We start from the raw sequence: 18,960 nt of genomic DNA on the forward strand, positions 1-18,960 counted from the left end.
CCCCCCCCCCCCCCCCCCCCCCCCCCCCCCCCCCCCCCCCCCCCCCCCCCCCCCCCCCCCCCCCCCCCCCCCCCCCCCCCCCCCCCCCCCCCCCCCCCCCCCCCCCCCCCCCCCCCCCCCCCCCCCCCCCCCCCCCGGATCGCCGGGCGCCAGCCCGGCGAAACCCCTCATTCCGCCGGTTCCGCCGCCCGGGCGCCGCCGTACTGGTAGTAGGCCGCGCAGGCCCCTTCCGAACTCACCATCAGCGCCCCCAGCGGCATCTCCGGGGTGCAGCCCGTGCCGAACTGCGGGCAGGCGACCGGTTTCATCCGGCCGGTCATCACCGCGCCGCACATGCAGCCCTCCGGCTCCGCCACGTTGCGCGCGCCGGTGGCATAGCCGATCCCGAACTTCTCCTCCGCGTCCCAGGCCCGGTAGGCCGCGCGGATGCGCAGGCCCGAGGCGTCGATCTCGCCCAGTCCCCGCCATTCGAAGGACGGACGCTCCTCGTAGACATCCGCGATCGCGGCAAGCGAGACCGGGTTGCCGTGCTCCGGCACGACGCGGGCGTACTGGTTCTCGATCTCGGCGCGGCCTTCGGCGATCTGCTCCAGCACCATCAGCACCGACTGGAGCAGGTCCAGCGGCTCGAACCCCGCGACCACCAGCGGCTTGCCATACTCCTCCGCGATGAAATCGTAGGGGTGGACACCGATCACCATGGACACGTGCCCGGGCCCGACGAAGCCGTCCAGCACCATGTGCGGGTCGTCCAGCAGCGCGCGGATCGGGTGCGGCACGGTGATGTGGTTGCAGAAGACCGAGAAGTTCGTCAGCCCCTCGCGCGCCGCCGCCTGGATCGACAGGGCGGTGGAGGGCGTCGTGGTCTCGAAGCCCAGGCCGAAGAACACCACCTCGCGGTCGGGGTTGCGCCGGGCGATCTCCAGCGCGTCGAGCGGCGAATAGACCATGCGGATGTCCGCGCCGTCCGCCTTCGCCTGGATCAGCGACTTCCGCGTGCCCGGCACCCGCATCGCGTCGCCGAAGGTGGTGAAGATCACCTCGGGGCGCTCCGCGATCTCGATGCATTCGTCGACGCGGCTCATCGGCAGCACGCAGACCGGGCAGCCCGGCCCGTGGATGAACTCCAGCCCCGGCGGCACCAGCTTGTCGAGCCCGTAGCGAAAAATCGCATGGGTGTGCCCGCCGCAGATCTCCATGATGCGCACCGGCTTCTCCGCCGTGGCGCCGATCCGGTCGAGCGCCGCGCCGATGCGCGCGATCAGCGCCTTCGCGGGTTTCGGGTCGCGGAATTCCTGGACGTGTTTCATGCGCTTTCCTCCACGGTGTCCCGCGCCGGACCGGCCAGCGCCGCGTCGCCCGCCGCCATCGCCTCCAGCGTCTCCTGCGCCTCGCCCAGACCGCGCAGCGCCTCGAGCGTCTTGGCGGCCTCCTCCTCGTCGATCAGCGACATGGCAAAGCCCACGTGGATCAGCGCCCACTGGCCCACCAGCTCCTCCAGCGGGCCGGTCGCCACGCAGGCCACGTTGACCTCGCGCCGGACGCCCGAGACGGAGGCCAGCGCCATCATGCGCGCCTCGTCCGTCACTTCGATGATCTGTCCCGGGATCCCCAGACACATGGCCTTACTCCTCCTCGTCGTCCGGCATCCCGGCCTTGCGCGGCTCTTCGATGCCATAGCGTTCGATCTTTGCCCTCAGGCCCACGCGGCTCAGCCCCAGTTCGGAGGCCGCCCGCGACTTGTTCCACCTGAGCCGGGTCAGCGTCTCGCGCAGGATGCGCATTTCGATCTGCTCCACCCGTTCCTTCAGCGATCCCGTGTCGGCCAGCACCGCGTCGACGCCCGGCTCGCGCCCTGCCTCCGACGGCGCGGCCTGAAGGATGTGGCGGGAGATCAGCTCCGGCCCCAGCACCGCGTCCTGCGCGAAGATCAGCATGCGCAAGACCTCGTTCTCCAGCTCGCGCAGGTTGCCCGGCCAGTGATAGCGCTTCAGGAAATCGACGGCGTCCTCGCAAAGCCCGTGCACGATCTTGCCGTGGCGCGAGGCCGCCTCGAACAGCATCTCCTGCGCCAGAAGCGGCAGGTCCGAAAGCCGCGCCCGCAGCGGCGGGACCTGCAGCGTGGTCTGCGCCAGCGCATAGAACAGGTCGGCGCGGAAGTTGCCCGCCTCGACCTCCGCCCTGAGATCGCGGCTGCTGCCGGCGATCAGCCGCGCGCCGCTGCGCAGCGTCTCGTGCCCGCCGACGGGGCGGAACACGCCCTCCGTCGCCACCTGCTGCAACTGGAGCTGCATGCGCGGCGACAGGCTTTCGATCCCGTTCAGGAACAGCGTGCCCCGGTCGGCCTTCTGCAAAAGGCCCACGCCGTTGGTCTGCAGGTTGGGCACCGCACCGCGCTTGTGGCCGAAAAGCTCGATCTCGAGGATGCGGTCGTCCACGCCCACCACGTTGACTTCGTGGAACGCCCGGTCCGACCGGAGGGAGCCGTAGTGGATCGCGCGGGCCATCTCCGCCTTGCCGGTGCCCTCCTCGCCCACGATCATCACCGAGACGTCGAAGGACGCGAACTGCCGCGCCTGCGCCACCACCGGGTTCATCGGCGAATTGGCCGAGCGCAGGATCTTCTCGAACCCCAGCCCCTCGCGCAGCGCGCGGCGCTTCTCCGCCAGCTTGTGCTCGACCGAGCGGGTGAGGAACCGCATCTCCAGCGACATGCGTTCGTGGTCGCGGTTCAGGCGGAAGAGGTCGGCGGCATTCTTCGCCATCATGATGAGCTGGTCGGGATGCCACGGCTTGGTGATCAGCTGGTAGATGCCCGCGTCGTTGATCGCCGCGATCATGTCCTGCGTCTCGGCGTAGCCGGTGATGATGATGCGCACCGTCTCGGGCCAGCGGTCGCGCACGGCCGACAGGAAATCCACCCCGGACCTGCCCGGCATCCGCTGGTCGCAGATCACCACCTGGACGAAGTTGTCCTCCATCAGCGCCTCGGCCTCGTCGGCGTTCAGCGCGCAAAGGCAGTCGAAGTCGTCCTCCAGCGCCATCCGCATGGCGTTGAGCGCGTGCTCCTCGTCGTCGACCAGCAGGATGGTGGGCAGGGTCAGGGTGGATGCGTCGGCCATGGCGTTCACTCCGCGGCGGCCGGCGCCCGTTTCGCCGCGAGGCGCGCCTTCAGCCAGCCGGTCCAGAGGTCCATGCCCTCGCCCGTGCGGGCCGAGAGGGCGATGATCTCGATCTCCGGGTTCACCCGGCGCAGGTTCGCCTCGTAGAGGTCCATGTCCACGTCGCAATGCGGGGCGAGGTCGGTCTTGTTCAGGATCGCCAGCCGCGCCGCCTGGAACATGTCTGGGTATTTCAGCGGCTTGTCCTCGCCTTCGGTGACCGACAGGATCGCCACCTTGCAGTCCTCGCCAAGGTCGAAGCCCGCCGGACAGACCAGGTTGCCGACGTTCTCGATGAACAGCATCGCGCCGGGCGCGAGGTCGAGATGCTCCAGCGCGTGGCCCACCATGTGCCCGTCGAGGTGGCAGCCCTTGCCGGTGTTCACCTGCACCGCCCGCGCGCCGGTCGCACGGATACGGTCGGCGTCGTTCTGGGTCTGCTGGTCGCCCTCGATCACGGCAAGCGGCTGGTCCCCCAGCGCCTCGATGGTCCGGCACAGGAGCGTCGTCTTGCCCGAACCGGGGGAAGAGACGAAGTTCAACGCGAGGATACCCTTCGCGGCAAGCGCCCTGCGGTTGGCCCCCGCGTAGCGGTCGTTCTTGGCGAGGATCGAGGTCTCGATCTCGATCAGCCGAGACTGCGACATGCCCGGCACCTCGACGCCCGCCGGACCGTGGCCGAAGTGGACGTGGTCGTGGGTGTCCCCGTGGTGATGGTCATGGCCGTGCTCGTGGTCATGCCCATGGTGATGATGATGCCCGTGGTCATGATCGTGGTCATGGCCGTGCACCTTCACCTCTCCGTCTCCGCATCCGCAAACCGTACACATCACGCAGCCTCCAAATCCTTGATACGCATTTCGTCGCCGCCCTGCGGCATCAGCTTGCCCCCGCCGCAGTCCGGGCAGGGGTCCAGCCGGTGGGCGATCTCCACGACCTTCATGCAGTCGTAGCACATCGCCTGCCCCGGCAGGTCGATCACTTCCAGCACAGCCCCCTCGGCCGCAGAGCCGCGCATCACCACGTCGAATGCGAAGAACAGCGCCTCCTTCTCGACCCCGGCAAAGCGCCCGACCTCCAGCCGCACCCGCGCGATGCGGTCGACGCCGTGCTGGCGCGCGGTGTCTTCCAGCACCGTCCGGATGCCTTCGCAAAGCGAGAGTTCATGCATCGGTCGTCTCCTCCAGCCGGACCGGCACGCAGGGGTCCAGGATATCCAGAAGCAGCGGCGCCAGCCCCCGCTTGCGGCCCGGCAGCGCCGCAAGGCTCCGGTCCAGCACACCGCCCTCCGCCAGCAGGTGATCGGTCGGCGTCACCCGCTCAAAGGCGGTCACACGGCCTGCCTCTGTCCGTGCCGAGACACCGTAGCAGCCGCGGGCGGCGGGGACAAAAGCCTCTCCGTCCGGGGTCACGCGGAACGGCAGGCGCACACCGGCCAGCAGCGCGTCAAGTTCGACGACCCGGCCCATGAGCCGCCAGAAGGGCCCGCGCCCGAAGTCCCGCTCGACCTCGCGCATCAGCGGATGCAGGGCCCAGCGTCCCGCGACAGAATTCTCCTGCGCCGTGAGGTCGAGGACCTCTGCCCCTTCCGGCACCGGCAGGACACCCGTTGCCGCCTCGAACGGGGCAAAGCTGTCGCGCACCCGGCGCAGCAGAAGCATGACGCCCGCCCCGGCAGCCATGGCGCGGTCCAGCTCCGACAGATGCCGGGGCAGCCGTTCGACCGTCCCGAACAGCGGCGCGCGCAGCAGCGAGGGGTCCGCCTGCCAGCCCTGCGGCAGGACCATCGCCGAGCTGCCGAAATGGCGCGGCAGGCGGACGCAGAGCATCAGGACGTGATCGCGCAGGATCTCCGCATGCAGGCGGTCGTCGGTGCCGTCCTCCAGCCGCAGACCGAAGGCCAGCCGTGCGGCGGTCTCCTGCGCGCCGCGGCACAGGTTGTAGATGCGCGGCAGGACCGCCGCCGCCTCCTCTGCCGGACGGCCGATGACAAGGCGCGCCACCGGCAGCGCCGGTCCCGTCCGCCATGCCAAGCCCGGCTGTCCGACGAGGGCCAGCATCGCGCTATTCCTCCTCGCCGGAGGCGATGCCGCCGGTGATGACCGCACGCCGCGTCGGCGCGGGATCGAGCACGGGCGCCCCGCCCTCCTCTTCTGCGGCCGCCTCAGCCGCAGCCAGTTCCGCCTCGCGCGCGGCGCGGATGTCGGCAGAGCGGTCGGTTTCTGCCCGGTGCTCCTCCTGGAAGAGCGCGACCATCACGGCGCGCGCCACGTCGGCGGCGTCCTTGTGGCTGCGGAAATCGCCCATCGGCGAGAACAGCGAACAGGCCTTGTAGCCGCCCGCCTGCTCCCGGACGTTGTGCAGGAACTCGTACTCGCCGGAGGGGAAAGCGATCACCTCCTTCTCGCCCGCCTTCAGCCCGGACCAGTCCTCGCCCTCGGCGGACAGCATCACGAGGTTCATGAACCACGGCGAGATCAGCACGCCCAGCGGGCGGCCTTCGTACAGGGTGAAGCCCACGGCCTCCACCCGCAGCGCGGCGTTGACCATCGGCACGTCGCGCATCTTCGAATGCCAGATCTCGCGGAAATCGGCCTCCAGCGCCGCGATGCGCGGGGCCAGCGCCGCCGCCTGCTGCGCGGCAACCGACCCCGGATCGGACTGCACGAGGAACTGTTCCTTCGGCGCCGAGCAGTTGGGGCAGGACCAGTCGTCCGGCAGGGCAAGGAAGGGCGTGCCCGGTTCCACCTGCCGCGTGTCGTCGCCCTCTGCCGGATCGTAGGGCGTCCAGCAGATTTTGCACTCCATGATCGCCTGCGCGCTGATCTTGTCCGACGCGCCGAGGTAGGAACCTTCGAACCCGGTCTGCGTGTTCATCGGATCGCCTCCAGCACTTCGGCGATGCGCTCCGCGCTGTCGCTCAGGTCCTCGCTGGCGGCCAGGACCACCTCGGGCATGTCCGTCACCTCGAAGGTGTCGAGGATCAGCGTGTCCATCGAGTTGAAGAACTGCACCCGCCAGACATGCGGCAGCGCCGTCGCCGTGACGCGGCAGTTGCCGTAGCCGCGCGAGAGCAGCGTGGCAGAGCCCTGCCCCAGCGCGGTGTCCAGCCAAAGCAGGTCCGGTTCGGTGTGCGGCAGCAGGGTCAGGTTGACGACATGCAGCTCCCGCGCGGCGGCGTAATGGGCGGAACGCTCTTCCAGCTCCACCGCCAGCGCCGGAGCGTTGACCACACCCACGCCCTTCGGCGCCTGCGCACCGGCGGCGGGCTTGCGCGGGATGAAGGCACGCGCCCGGGCGGCCTGCGGCACCTGTGCGACCTCGATGCGGTCGACGCCCTCGCCGGTGACGCGCCAGACCCCGGCAAAGACCGACTCCTGCGCGGCGAGCGCGGGCAGGCCCCAGACCTTCACCGCAACCTCGCCCTCGCCCAGCGTCTCCTTGATCAGGGCGAGGTTGGCGGCGTCGAGCCCGGTCAGGTCGAAGGTCTTCGAGCCGCCGTCGCGGGCCACCTGCGCGCAGGCCTCTCCGACCTCCGCCAGCAGGGCCATGGCCTGCTCCGCGTCGCCCGCCACGTCCGGCACATGCGGCGCGTAGGTGCGCATGTCCTGCGGCATCGGCATGTATTCCAGCTGCGCGTCCTCGTCGCCCAGAGGCTGCGATCCGGGGCCGAAGCCCACCGGGGGCAGTACGAAATTCGACATCTGTCTCTCTCCCTTATTCGGCGGCGACCGGCAGGCTCAGGATATGCGCGACGCGGGCCATGTAGTCGTCCCAGTCGCGCACCTTCGGCACGGCGCCGATCATCTCGCCCGCGCGCCAGAAGATCAGGCTGGGGGTCTTGAAGACCTTGGTCTCGTTGCGGACCTGCTCTTCGATGGCGTCGCCGCAGACCGCGCAGTCGAAACGACCCTGGAAGGCCTGCCGCAGTTCCGGCAGGATCACCGCGACGTCGGCGGTTTCGAGGTTGCGCACAGGATCGCCCGGCACGAACAGCACGTGCACGCCCGGACCGGCGCGCCAGTCCTCCAGCGATCCCATGTCTTCGAAACGGGGCCAGCCGAATTCGGTCGTCAGGCGGGTGATGAGCGGATGGGACATGGCGGTCTCCTTCAGGCGGTGGTCTTGCCGGCGGCAAGGGCGGCTTGCAGATGGGGCGGCAGGCGCGGCCCGGTGTCTTCGAGGTCGGCAAAGGCGTCGCCCAGCTCGCCGCCGTTCATCAGCGACCGCAGGCCCGCCAGCGCACTGGCGATCTTCGCGGCCTCGTCGGCGGTGATGATCTCTCGTGCGGCGCCGAGGAAAGTCAGGACGTGGCAACCCACGGTCGCGTCCGGCGTCAGGGACAGGTCGATCACCTCGATCCCCTCTGCGCCCGAGGCCATGGCCGAGATGCCGTCGACCGAAAGGATCTCCATCGGGACGCCGACGCACATGGCTCAGGCGCCCGCGGGCAGGAAGCGGGCGTCGCCGATGCGGCAGGCCTCTTCCTCGGAGGGGCGGCCCTCCTCGTAGGCGTCGCGCAGGATCGACTTGTCGGCCAAGAGGTGGGTGTCGGCCTTGCCGGGCACGGGCTCGATGCCCATGGCTCGCAACTTCTCCAGCGCGATCTCGAGGGCCGGGGCGATCTGCGCAGCCACCACCGCCCGCAGGCCGCCGCCGTAATCCTCAAGCTCCTCGGGCTGGCAGCCGATCAGGATCAGCGTCTCGGGGCAGTACCCCATGAGCTGCGCCGTCGCGATCACGTCCTGGAAACCTGTCTGGTGCAGCGACATCTTCTTGGCGCCCATGAAGGCGGGCACCTCGTCGCCCTCCACGATCTTCAGCGTGCCGGGGACCAGCCCGTAGTCCACCGCGTCGAAGACGATCAGGGTGTCGGCCTCTTCGAGGAACGGCAGCAGGTACAGCCCCTGCGTGCCCCCGTCGAGCAGCGTCACCTCCGCCGGGAAGGACCATGCGTCGGCCAGCGCCTCCACGCAGCGCACGCCGAACCCTTCGTCGGCCCAGAGCACGTTGCCGATGCCCATGATGAGGGTTTTCCCTGTCATGCTGTCCTCCTCCGTCGAGCCGCCTTGCCGGAAGCCTCGTTACCATGCAGACCTTTCCATGGATGGGCGGCGGACGGCAACGGACTTGCCGGTTCGGGCCGTTTTTCATGCATATTGAACAAACCCTTACCGGATAAGCGTTTTTTCAGGCAGACCGCGAACATCGGCGCACGACATCTGGAAACTTATCTTGCAACATTGATGAAAACAGAAAGACAAAATTCCATCCAAAAAATGTATCTCCGGAGAATCTTGCACGCGGCGGCCGGAAAGCCGCTGACCGGAATGCGAAAAGGCGGGCCCTGCGACCCGCCTTCCCGTGCCTTCGCGGACGCCCCGTGTCAGTCGGCGCGGTCATCCTTGAATGTGCGGTGCCCCGAGATCATAGTCGAGACGATGGACTGCCGGGACATGATGTCTTCCCGCACCGCCACGTAGATGTGGATGATCATGAAGATCACGATGAACCACATGCCGAGGTGATGCACCGAGTGCACGATCTGGCTATTTCCGAACAGGGTGAGCACCCAGCTTGTGGCGGCATAGATGAAGCTGTGATCGCCAAGCCCCTCGCCATAAAGCGCGAGACCCGTCAGGATCATGAAGGACAGGCCGACCGTCATGAACATGAACATGGCCAGCTGCGCCAGCGGGTTGTGGCCCACGTATTTCTTCGGCTCGCTTTCGAGGAAGGCGTACCACTTGACCTCGAACCACAGCTCCTTCCACCAGTGGCGGTTCCAGACCGGCACGTAGAACAACTGTTTGGCGTGGTGGTTGCCGACAATGGCCCAGTAGATGCGCCCGAAGAAGCCCACCGTCAGGATCAGCCCGGCCGCGAAATGCGCAAAGCGGGTGTAGCCGAAGATGAACTGGTGCGTCGCCTCTCCGATCTGCATCGACGGGAAAGGGTTGCCGATGAACCAGCCGGTGAAGACCAGCACAAAGATGCAGGCCGCGTTGATCCAGTGCCACAGGCGCACCGGCGCCTCGTAGACGTAAACGGAGGTGCGCTTGCGGATCGACTCGAGGTCCTGCGCGGTGGCGTCGCCGGTCAGGCGGGCCGTCGGCAGGGGCTCGATCCCCGGCCGCGGCTGGTGGATCGTCTCCGTGCCGTCATGCATCGTCCTTCCTCCGGAGGGAGATGCGGGCGACCACCACGGCCACCGCGATCACCAAGAGCGCGGGTGCTAGGTGGGCAAGGCCGTGGCTGCTTTCCGGCACCGGGGCGTGCGCCCCGTGTGCCATGGCCGAAACCGGAAGAAGTGCGATCAGTGCTGCAATGCGTTTCATGGTTCGGGTCCTCCCTCAGCGCACCTTGACGGTGGTCAGTTCCTCGCCGTCCGGCGACATCACGTGGGTGGAGCACGCAAGGCACGGGTCGAAGCTGTGCAGGGTGCGCAGGATCTCCACCGGCTCTTCCGGGCGCTCCATCTTGGTGTTCATCAGCGACGCCTCGAAGGCGCCGATGTTGCCCGCCGTGTCGCGGGGCGATCCGTTCCACGTGGTCGGCACGACGCACTGGTAATTGTCGATGCGCCCGTCCTTGATGCGGACCCAGTGCCCCAGTGCGCCGCGCGGCGCCTCGGTCATGCCGACGCCCTTGGCCTCCTTCGGCCAGGTCGAGGGGTCCCACTTCGCCACGTTCGCGGTCGACTCGTCGCCGTTCTTGATGTTGGTCACCAGCTTGTCGAAGAAGTGTTTCTGCAACCGGCCGCAGTACTCCGACTCCAGCGCCCGCGCAGCGGTGCGCCCGAGGGTCGAGAAGACGGCCTCAAGCGGCAGGTCCATGTCGCGCAGCAGGCGGTCGACCTGGTCCTTGATCTCTTCGTGACCCTTGGCATAACCCACGACGTAGCGGGCGAGCGGGCCCACCTCCATCGCGTTGCCCCGCCAGCGCGGCGCCTTGATCCACGAGTACTTCGCCGCCTCGTCCAGTTCCTGGATGTCGGTCCGGGTGCCCTTGGCGTTGGGGCCAAGCTCGTAGTTCGGCTCCGTCACGCCGTCCCACGGATGCAGCCCCTTGCCCGCCTCGCCGTAGGTGTACCACGAATGGTCGACGAACTCCTGCACCTGCTCGGGGTCGCGCGGGTCGACGTCGTGCACCGTGGTGAGGTCGCCGTTGATGATCGCGCCGCGCGGCAGGTGAAGCTGCTCGGCACTGAAATCGTTCGGGTTCTCGGGGATGTCCCCGTAGGCGAGGCACGCCTTGGACGACAGCCCGCCGCCATAGAGCCAGTTCTTGTAGAAGCCGCCGATGGCCTTCACATCCGGCAGGTAGACGTTCTTGTTGAACTCGATGCACTGCTCGATGATCGAGGACACCATGTTCAGGCGTTCCATGTTGATCGCGCCCACGGCCCCGGTCGAATGCACGTTGATCGGGCACGGCACGCCGCCCACCAGCCAGTTGGGATGCGGGTTCTTGCCGCCGAAGATGGTGTGGACCTTGACGATCTCCTTCTGGAGGTCGAGCGCCTCGAGGTAGTGGGTCGTGGCCATCAGGTCCGCCTCGGGCGGCAGCAGGTAGGCCGGGTTGTCCCAGTAGCCGTTCTTGAAGAGGCCAAGCTGCCCGCTTTCCACGAACTTCTTCAGCCGGTTCTGCACGTCCCGGAAGTAGCCGGGCGAGGACATCGGATGCGAGGGCGAGACCGCCTGCTGCAGCTCCGACGTGGCCTTCGGGTCCGCCTTCAGCGCATTGATCGGGTTCACCCAGTCGAGCGCATGCAGGTGGTAGAAGTGCACGACGTGGTCGTGGATCTCCAGGTTGAGCTGCATGATGTTGCGGATGGAGTTGGCGTTGTCGGGGATGGTGATCCCCAGCGCATCCTCCACCGCCCGCACGCTGGTCAGCGCATGGGTGCCGGTGCAGACGCCGCAGATCCGCTCGGTAAAGGCCCAGGCGTCGCGCGGATCGCGGCCTTTCAGGATCACTTCCAGCCCGCGCCACATGGTGCCCGTAGAGACCGCGTTGCGGATGAAGCCCTCCTCGTCCACGTTCACTTCGCAGCGCATGTGGCCTTCGATCCGGGTCACCGGGTCCACGACGATCCGCTTGCCGGAATTGTCGAGGTCAAAGCCGTTCGGGGTTTGAATGACCATCTATCAGGCCTCCTCTTTCGCGGACTGGGTCTTTTTCTGTGCGGCCTTCAGGGCGGTCACGGCGGCATGGGCTGCGACGCCCGCCCCCACGACGCCGGCCGCGGCCAGCCCGATCTTGTCGGCGTTCGCCTCGACCCCGAACTGGGTCAAATCGGTCACGCGGTTGTAGAAGCTGCCTTGGTCCCAGAAGCCGTCCTCGGAACAGCCGATGCAGCCATGGCCCGACTGGATCGGGAAGGACACGCCCTCGTTCCAGCGCACGGTGGAGCAGGCGTTGTAGGTGGTCGGACCCTTGCAGCCCATCTTGTAGAGGCAATAGCCCTTGCGCGCGTTGTCATCGTCCCAGGCCTCGACGAACTGGCCCGCGTCGAAGTGCGGCCGGCGGTAGCACTTGTCGTGGATGCGCTGACCGTAGAACATCGCGGGGCGGCCCTGCCGGTCGAGTTCCGGCAGCCGGTCGAAGGTCAGCATGTAGGTGATGACGCCGGTCATGACCTCGGCGATGGGCGGGCAGCCCGGCACCTTGATGATCGGCTTGTCGGTGATGACCTTGTGCACCGGCGTCGCCCGCGTCGGGTTGGGCGCGGCGGCCTGCACGCAGCCATAGGACGCGCAGGCGCCCCAAGAGATGATCGCCTTGGCGTGCTCCGCCGCGTGGCGCAGTTGCTCGACGAAGGGCTTGCCGCCGACGATGCAGTACATCCCGTCCTCGTTCAGCGGCGGGTTGCCTTCGACGGCGAGGATGTAGTTGCCCTTGTACTTCTCGATGGTGTCCTGCAGCGCCGCCTCCGCCTGGTGGCCCGCCGCCGCCATCAGAGTGTCGTCGTAGTCCAGCGAGATCATCGACAGCACCACGTCCTTCGCCAGCGGATGCGCCGAGCGGATGAACGACTCCGAGCAGCAGGTGCATTCCAGCCCGTGGACCCAGATCACCGGCGTGCGCGGCTTGGTCTCCATCGCATGGGCGATCTGCGGCACGAAGGCGGGTCCCAGCCCCAGCGCCGACGCCGTCAGCGTGCAGTACTTCATGAAGCTCCGGCGGGTGATCCCCTGCCGGCGCATCACGTCATAGAAGGTTTCTATCTGGCTCAAGCTGGTCCCTCCCTGTCCTCCGGCCGCAAGCGGCGCGATGCGGCGCTGCAGAATGCCGTGGCATACAAAGCTGCCACCCATATGGGCCGCTCGGAGGGGGTCGATGCAAAATGAATGTGCAGACTGCGCACATCTTCGATTAGTCACGGATTTTCAGATGTTTGCGCCGGTTGTGCAGGTGATGGGCGCGCCCGCCTCCGGCAAAGGGCTGTCCGCTTTCCACCTGCTTTCGGTAAGTCGCTTTCCGCAGCCTCCCCCTGCCGCAGCGCGGCAACCACGGGCCCGAGTCATGCCTGTCCCGGCCGCGCGACACCCCGTAGGGTGGGGGTTCACGCCACCCTCCCCCGCGCACCAACATCGCAACGCAAGGACTGCCTCAGTCCGCCACCACCCGCGCCGCTGCCACCAGCGCCTGCCCCAGCGCCAGCCCGCCGTCGTTCGCGGGCACCGTCCGATGGACCAGCACCGGCACATCGCCAAGGGCCGCCAGCGTCTCCCGCAGCAGGCGCGCGTTCTGGAAACAGCCCCCCGTCAGCGCCACGGCCTCCGCCTCCCCGTCCCGCACCATCGCCCGCGCGCGCCCGGCAAAGGCCCGTGCCAGCCCGGCATGGAACCGCGCCGACACCTGCGCCGCCCCCGCACCCCGCGACACGTCATCATGAAGCGCATGGAACACCGGCCCCGGGTCGATGACCGGCCCATCGTGGCCAAACTCGTAGCCCGCACCGCCGCCCTCACCGGCCAGCGCCTCCAGCCGCATGGCCGCCTCCCCCTCGTAGCTCTGCCTGTCCGGGCAAATCCCGAGGCAGGACGCCACCGCGTCGAAGAGCCGCCCGGCCGAAGACGACAGCGGCGCGTTCAGCCCCCGCGCCGCCGCCATCCGCAGCATGTCGCGCGGCGCATCGGGGAACAGCCCGTCCGCCCAGTCCGCCAGCCCCGCCGCGTCCAGCCGGACCAGAGCGTTGCGCCAGGGCTCCGCCTGCGCACGGTCGCCGCCCACCAGCGGCACCGGCGCCAGCCAGCCACGCCGCGCGTACCCGCGGTAATCGCCCAGCAGCAGCTCGCCGCCCCAGACCGTGCCATCCGGCCCCAGCCCCAGCCCGTCCAGCACGATCCCGGCGACCGGCCCGCCGTCCAGCGGCCAGCCGTTCTCGCCGAGGCAGGACGCAAGGTGCGCGTGGTGATGCTGGACCTCCTCCAGCCGCAGCCCCTCGGCCTCCGCCCGCGCCGCTCCGTGGCGCGAGGCGCGGAAATCCGGATGCAGATCCACGGCCACCACCTCCGGGCGATGATCGAAAAGCGCCGCATAATCCCGGTCGGCGTCGAGGAAGGCATCCCAGGTCAGCGCCTCGTCCAGCTCGCCCAGGTGATGCCCCAGGAGCGCCTGCCCGTTCTTCAGAAGGCAGATCGCCGCCTTCATCTGGCCGCCATAGCCCACCACCTGCGGCGCATCGCCAAAGCCCTCCGGCAGGGGCAGCGTCCCCGGCACCCGCCCCCGCGCCCGGCGCAGCACCATCGGCGGCGCCGCCCGCTCGACGGAATCGTCCAGCCGCCGCGCGATGTCGCGGTCGTGCATCAGGAAGGCATCGGCGAACGGCCCGAGCTTGTCCCGCGCCTCCGCGTTGCCGATGACCTGCGGTTCGCCCGACAGGTTGCCCGAGGTCATCACCAGCACGCCCCCGAAGGCATCGAGCAGCAGGTGGTGCAGCGGCGTATAGGGCAGCATCCAGCCCAGTTCCGCCATGCCCGGCGCCACGCCTTCGGGCAGGGTCTCGCAGCCCTTCGGCAACAGCACGATCGGCGCCGCCGGGTCGCGCAGCAGCGCCGCCGCCGCACCGTCCACCCGTGCAAACCGCCGGATCACCTCCAGCGCCGCCATCAGCGCAAAGGGTTTCGACGGCCGCCGCTTGCGCGCCCGCAACAGCGCCACCGCCTCCGCGTTCGTGGCGTCGCAGGCCAGGTGAAAGCCGCCCAGCCCCTTGACCGCCAGCACCTCGCCCCGCGCCAGCCGTGCCACCGCTTCCGCCAGACCGCCTTCCGGCTCAAGCCACAGCCGCGGGCCGCAGTCCGGGCAGGCCACCGGCTGCGCGTGAAAGCGCCGGTCGCCCGGGTCGCCATACTCCGCCCGGCAGGCGTCGCACATCGGGAAGGCCGCCATGGTCGTCTGTGCCCGGTCGTAAGGCAGCCCCCGCAGGATGGTGAACCGCGGCCCGCAATGGGTGCAATTGGCAAAGGCATAGCCGTGCCGCCGGTCGCCGGGATCGCGCACCTCCGCCAGGCAATCGGCGCAGCTCGCCGCATCCGGCGTCACCCGCGTCTCGGCCCCCGCCCCTTCGGAGGCGCCGATGACAAAACCCTCCGCCTCCACCTCGCAGGGCAAGGACTCCACCGCATCCACCCGCGCCAGCAGGGGCGCACGCTCAACAAGCGCCCGTTCGAACCCGTCCAGATCGGCCCCGGCGGCGAGGATCAGCACACCCTCGGGATCGTTCAGCACGACCCCGGTCAGCCCCCTCTCGCGCGCAAGCTGCCAGACGAAGGGGCGGAAGCCCACGCCCTGCACCTGACCGCGCACCCGTATCCGCCTCCCCGCTCCCATGGCTTCACCTTGGTCCAAATACCTCGGCGCACCGCCTGCCAGACCGCAGGCCGCCGACACCCGGGCGCGCCTTGCCCAACCGCAGACACGGTGCCATCAATGCACCGTGCAGACCATGCACGGGTCGAAGCTCCGCACCACGTGCTGCACGGCCAGGGGCGTGTCCTCGCCCTCGCGCACCTCCGCACCGACCAGCGCCGCCTCCACCGGCCCGGGCACGCCGCTGCCGTCGCGGGGCGAGAAGTTCCACGTGGTCGGCGCCACGATCTGGTAGCTGGAAATGCGCCCGCCCTCGACACTCAGCCAGTGGCCGAGCGACCCGCGCGCCGCCTCCACCAGCCCCACGCCGGACCCGTCCCGGGGCAGCGCCACCTCGGTCATGAAGGCCTTCTCCGGCGCGATGCCGGCCAGCAGCCCCTCCAGCACGATCTGCGTCCGCGCGATCTCCAGCAGGCGCCCGGCGACACGCGCCCGCACGCCGCCCTCCCCCGCCAGCGCCACCGCCAGCGGGTGACCGTCGACGATCTGCCGGGCCAGCGCGCCGACCTCCACCGTCTCTCCGCCCAGCCGCGGCGCCTTGCACCAGCTGTAGGCCTCCTCGCGCATGGCCGCATCGGGCCGCGTCTCCCCGGCCGAAGGATGCGCCGCCGCGCCCAGCATCCAGGCGTGGCTCAGGTCCTCGACGATGGCCCCCTCGTCCACCGGCCCCACTGCGCCGCCCTGCCAAAGCCCGCGCCGGAAGAGCCGTCCCTCCGGTACCGGGTAGGCGCCGAAGGACATGTAGCGCCCCGGGCCCCGGCCCAGATCGGTGAGCCCGGTGTCCGCCGCCACCTCCAGGAACAACCCGGCGTCGCCCGTGCCCCAGCGCTCCAGCCCCGCCACGTCCGACAGCGCGTCGAAGACCTCAAGCGGTGCGCCGAAGACCTCGCGCTCCAGGAACCGCCGGAAGCCCGCCAGCCACGCGCCAATGCGTGCCTTGTCGCGCGCGGAAGGCGCCCGCGTGACGCCCCCGGGCTGGATCGCCAGCGTATGCGGCCACTTGCCGCCCAGAAGCCCCACGATGTGGAAAAGCTCGGCCCGTGCCGCCACGGCCGCCCGCGTGCCGGAGCCCTGCCCGGCCAGGAACCGCGCCTGCACCCGGTCGTGCCAGCCCCGGCCCGCATAGCCCGCACGCGCGAAATCCGGCATGAAGAACAGGTAGAAATGCGTCAGGTGGTCCAGCAGGTTCTCCACCCCGTGCAAAAGCGCGGCGACCCGCGCGCCCTCCAGCGCCATTTCCGCCCCGGCGAGATCGGCCAGCGCAAGGGCCGCCGCCGCCGATTGCGAGATCGAGCAGATGCCGCAGATCCGCGGCGTGATCGTCAGCGCGTCCTCCGGTCCCTTGCCCAGCATCATCCGCTCGAACCCGCGGAACATCGGCGAATTGGCATAGGCCGCAGCCACGCGGCCCTCCGCCACCTCAAGCCGGATCTCCAGGTCGCCCTCCACCCGGTTGAACGGCCCCACCAGCAAGGTCTTGGTCATGAACGCGCCTTCGGGCTGGGGGGGACGCGGATCCGGTCCGACACCGCGTTCCGCCCGATGCGCGGCGGCGTTGCCGCCTTCGACAGGGAAGCCAGCGCCATGAACCAGGCCTTCGGCATGTCGGTCGGCAGCCCTACGGGGATGCCCGCGAACTTCGGCGTCTCGGCGAAGGCGTGGCCGGGTTCCTCGAACTCCGGCGCGGTGCAGTTGATGCAGGGATAGCCCGCCCGCGTGCAGGACCCCTCGCCGTTCCAGCCGCGAATGTTGCAGTCGCCCACCGCCTGCGTGCCGACGCAGCCCAGATGCTCCATCATGCAGCCGATCTGGCTCAGCTTCTCGGCGCTGGCCTTGTACTCGTAGAACTCGTTCTTCGGGCAGGCATGGTGCACGAGGTTCTCGGCATAGAACTTCGGTCGCCCCAGCGTGTCGAGCGCGCCGGCATCCAGCACGCCCTCGGCCAGCATCATCAGCGTCTCCGTCACCCAGTCGGGATGCGTCGGACAGCCCGCGACGTTGACCACCGGCAGGCCGCCCTTCGCCACGAACCCGGCCCCGAGCGCGCCACCCCGGTGCGCACCGTCGTATTGCAGGCCCATCGCGTCGGTCAGGTTCTCGCCCGCCGAAGTCACGCCGCCGTAGGTCGCGCAGGTGCCCACCGCCACCACATGCGTGGCCAGCGCCGAGAGCGAGCGCACCCAGTCGAGCATCGAGCGCCCGGTGCCCGCCATCATCTGGTAACGCCCGGTGCCGCCCGGCCCCATCAGGATGGAGCCTTCGACACAGAGCACATCGAGCCGCTGCTCGCCCGCCTCGATCGCGGCCAGCAGGGCGCGCACCTCGCCGCCCGTCGCCTCGGAGAACGAGGGGTGCCACAGCATCTCGATCCCCGCGCCCTCCAGCAGGTCGAAGACCCCCGGCGCCTCCGCACAGAGGAGCGACATGGAGCATCCGCCGCAACCCGCGGTCTGCAACCAGAGTACGTTCATTCCGGCTCCGTTCCTTTCCCGGCGTCCCTGCCGGTGTCCTTCCCGGCCTCCGCGCGCCTCAGCGCGACACGGAAGCAGGCGCCGCTCTCCTGCGGCAGCAGTTCCAGCGTGCCCCCGTGTTCCTCGACGATCTTGGCCGAGATCGCCAGCCCCAGCCCCGTCCCGGCGCCCACGTCCTTGGTGGTGAAGAACGGGTCGAAGATCGCCGCCGTCAGCTCCTCCGGCACGCCGGGACCATTGTCGCAGATGTCGATCATCTCGCGCCTGGCATCGCTGTGCAGCCGCAGGGTGACCTCCGCGTCCGCCTGGCCAGCCATGGCGTCCGCCGCGTTCTGCACGAGGTTCATCAGCACCTGCTGGATGTGTCCCGGACGGCCCAACGCAGGCCCGTCGCAGGCGCCCTCGAAGGTGATCCTGAGCTCCGACCGGCTGCCGCGCTCCACCCAGCTTGCTGCCACGCGCGCGCAGTCGCCCAGGTCGAAGGGCACCATGTCGCCCGTCCCGTCCGCCGAAAGGCGCCGCAGGTCGGCCACGATGTCGCGCACCCGCTCCGCCCCCTCCTGCGCGCCGTTCAGGGCAGACCGCAGGTTCTTCAGGTCACGGTCCAGCCGCAGCTTCGCGCGCAACTCCACCAGTTCCTCGCGCGAGGCACCGGCCTGCACCCGCTCGAAATACTGCTCGAACCGGTCGACGTATTTCCCCAGCGCGTGCGAGTTGGCGTAGACGAAGCTGATGGGGTTGTTCAGCTCGTGCGCCACCCCGGCCAGCAGCCGCCCGAGCGAGGCGAGCTTTTCGTTGCGCACCAGCAGGGTCTGCGCCTGCTTCAGCCGTTCGTGGCCTTCCGCCAGTTCCGAATAGGCACGCCGCAACTCGCCCAGCGGCCGGCCCGTCAGCACGACACCGACGCGGCGGCGCTGTTCCTGCCGGGGCGCCACGCGCCATTCCACCGGCTCCGGCCCGTCGCGTCCGGAAAGCGGCGCCTCCACCCCCGCGACGCTGCGGTCCATAAGCGCCTGCTCGATGGCCCGGCCAAGCGCCGCGCGCGCGTCTGGTTCGAGGAAATCGAGGAAGGGCCGCCCCACGGCGCGCGCCTCCGCCACGCCCGCCATCGCGCAGAACGAGGCGCTCGCCTCCACGATCAGCCCATCGCGGTCGGTCACGACAAGGTAGTCGCCGATCGACTCGCGGATCGAGGCGAGCACACCGCGCAGCGCCCTCAGTTCGGCGTTCCGGCTCTCCAGCTTTTCCTGATAATCGACAAGCTCCGCATAGGTGCGGTCCACCGCGCGCAGCACGTCCGCCCATGCGGCCTCCCCCATCTCGCCGGGGGCGCCGCCGGGCGTGTCGCCCTGTCCATGGCCTGCGAAGCTGTTCTCCATCCCACGACCCTAGCCGCCCCGGACCGCAAAGCACAATGCACCTCCGGCGGGCGATGGCTGCGGCGTCTTTCG

Annotated in this window: 19 protein-coding genes; all 19 read right to left on the minus strand. The window is 69.4% G+C overall.

Translation table 11 applies throughout. From position 1 onward, the window contains the following. Positions 1–167: 167 nt before the first annotated feature. The 19 genes from hypD to ACU0DV_RS07550 all read right to left on the minus strand — a co-directional run bounded on the left by hypD (position 168) and on the right by ACU0DV_RS07550 (position 18,888). Positions 168–1,310, minus strand: coding sequence for a hydrogenase formation protein HypD (gene hypD / locus ACU0DV_RS07460; protein WP_446240798.1), 1,143 nt, complete (start codon positions 1,308–1,310; stop codon positions 168–170). Continuing rightward, positions 1,307–1,621: a HypC/HybG/HupF family hydrogenase formation chaperone gene (gene hypC / locus ACU0DV_RS07465; RefSeq protein ID WP_283980867.1), complete on the minus strand. Its 315-nt coding sequence runs from the start codon at positions 1,619–1,621 to the stop codon at positions 1,307–1,309. Before hypC ends, hypD begins: the two co-directional genes overlap by 4 nt. Positions 1,622–1,625: 4 nt before the next feature. Next, on the minus strand, positions 1,626–3,122 hold the full coding sequence (locus tag ACU0DV_RS07470; RefSeq protein ID WP_100929638.1) for a sigma-54-dependent transcriptional regulator: 1,497 nt from the start codon (positions 3,120–3,122) through the stop codon (positions 1,626–1,628). A gap of 5 nt (positions 3,123–3,127) precedes the next feature. After that, positions 3,128–3,991 (minus strand): hydrogenase nickel incorporation protein HypB, encoded by an 864-nt coding sequence (hypB, locus tag ACU0DV_RS07475; protein ID WP_446240797.1) that lies wholly within the window; start codon positions 3,989–3,991, stop codon positions 3,128–3,130. Next, on the minus strand, positions 3,991–4,332 hold the full coding sequence (hypA, locus tag ACU0DV_RS07480; protein ID WP_100929636.1) for a hydrogenase maturation nickel metallochaperone HypA: 342 nt from the start codon (positions 4,330–4,332) through the stop codon (positions 3,991–3,993). The genes hypB and hypA overlap by 1 nt, the downstream gene beginning before the upstream one ends. Then, entirely contained in the window at positions 4,325–5,221 is an 897-nt protein-coding gene (locus tag ACU0DV_RS07485) for a hydrogenase expression/formation protein HupK (protein WP_446240796.1), read from the minus strand. Before ACU0DV_RS07485 ends, hypA begins: the two co-directional genes overlap by 8 nt. A 4-nt stretch (positions 5,222–5,225) precedes the next feature. Next, positions 5,226–6,038, minus strand: a complete 813-nt coding sequence (gene hybE, locus ACU0DV_RS07490; RefSeq protein ID WP_446240795.1) for a [NiFe]-hydrogenase assembly chaperone HybE — start codon at positions 6,036–6,038, stop codon at positions 5,226–5,228. Further along, a complete protein-coding gene (locus ACU0DV_RS07495; RefSeq protein ID WP_446240794.1) occupies positions 6,035–6,865 on the minus strand; it encodes a hydrogenase expression/formation protein in 831 nt (276 codons plus the stop codon). The genes hybE and ACU0DV_RS07495 overlap by 4 nt, the downstream gene beginning before the upstream one ends. A 13-nt stretch (positions 6,866–6,878) precedes the next feature. Further along, positions 6,879–7,262 (minus strand): hydrogenase accessory protein, encoded by a 384-nt coding sequence (locus ACU0DV_RS07500; protein ID WP_283980872.1) that lies wholly within the window; start codon positions 7,260–7,262, stop codon positions 6,879–6,881. 11 nt (positions 7,263–7,273) lie between these two features. Further along, on the minus strand, positions 7,274–7,594 hold the full coding sequence (locus tag ACU0DV_RS07505) for a HypC/HybG/HupF family hydrogenase formation chaperone (protein WP_283980873.1): 321 nt from the start codon (positions 7,592–7,594) through the stop codon (positions 7,274–7,276). 3 nt (positions 7,595–7,597) lie between these two features. Further along, positions 7,598–8,206 carry a HyaD/HybD family hydrogenase maturation endopeptidase gene (locus ACU0DV_RS07510; protein WP_100929630.1) on the minus strand — a complete coding sequence of 203 codons (609 nt, stop codon included), beginning with the start codon at positions 8,204–8,206 and terminating at the stop codon, positions 7,598–7,600. A gap of 341 nt (positions 8,207–8,547) precedes the next feature. Further along, positions 8,548–9,330 (minus strand): Ni/Fe-hydrogenase, b-type cytochrome subunit, encoded by a 783-nt coding sequence (gene cybH / locus ACU0DV_RS07515; RefSeq protein WP_370314123.1) that lies wholly within the window; start codon positions 9,328–9,330, stop codon positions 8,548–8,550. Then, the gene (locus ACU0DV_RS07520) at positions 9,323–9,499 is read right to left on the minus strand and encodes a hypothetical protein (RefSeq protein WP_283980874.1); all 177 of its coding nucleotides are present in this window, start codon (positions 9,497–9,499) and stop codon (positions 9,323–9,325) included. Before ACU0DV_RS07520 ends, cybH begins: the two co-directional genes overlap by 8 nt. Before the next feature lie 15 nt (positions 9,500–9,514). Next, positions 9,515–11,308 carry a nickel-dependent hydrogenase large subunit gene (locus ACU0DV_RS07525; RefSeq protein ID WP_100929628.1) on the minus strand — a complete coding sequence of 598 codons (1,794 nt, stop codon included), beginning with the start codon at positions 11,306–11,308 and terminating at the stop codon, positions 9,515–9,517. Between the two features lie 3 nt (positions 11,309–11,311). Beyond that, positions 11,312–12,400, minus strand: a complete 1,089-nt coding sequence (locus ACU0DV_RS07530) for a hydrogenase small subunit (RefSeq protein ID WP_100929627.1) — start codon at positions 12,398–12,400, stop codon at positions 11,312–11,314. 376 nt (positions 12,401–12,776) lie between these two features. Next, complete coding sequence (gene hypF / locus ACU0DV_RS07535; protein WP_446240793.1) at positions 12,777–14,999, minus strand: carbamoyltransferase HypF; 2,223 nt, start codon at positions 14,997–14,999, stop codon at positions 12,777–12,779. A 96-nt stretch (positions 15,000–15,095) separates the two neighbouring features. Next, positions 15,096–16,523: a nickel-dependent hydrogenase large subunit gene (locus tag ACU0DV_RS07540; protein WP_446240792.1), complete on the minus strand. Its 1,428-nt coding sequence runs from the start codon at positions 16,521–16,523 to the stop codon at positions 15,096–15,098. Further along, positions 16,520–17,509, minus strand: coding sequence for an NADH-quinone oxidoreductase subunit B family protein (locus ACU0DV_RS07545; protein ID WP_446240791.1), 990 nt, complete (start codon positions 17,507–17,509; stop codon positions 16,520–16,522). The genes ACU0DV_RS07540 and ACU0DV_RS07545 overlap by 4 nt, the downstream gene beginning before the upstream one ends. Beyond that, positions 17,506–18,888, minus strand: coding sequence for a sensor histidine kinase (locus tag ACU0DV_RS07550; protein ID WP_446240790.1), 1,383 nt, complete (start codon positions 18,886–18,888; stop codon positions 17,506–17,508). Before ACU0DV_RS07550 ends, ACU0DV_RS07545 begins: the two co-directional genes overlap by 4 nt. Between the last annotated feature and the right edge of the window lie 72 nt (positions 18,889–18,960).

It is taken from the genome of Sagittula sp. (assembly GCF_052825245.1).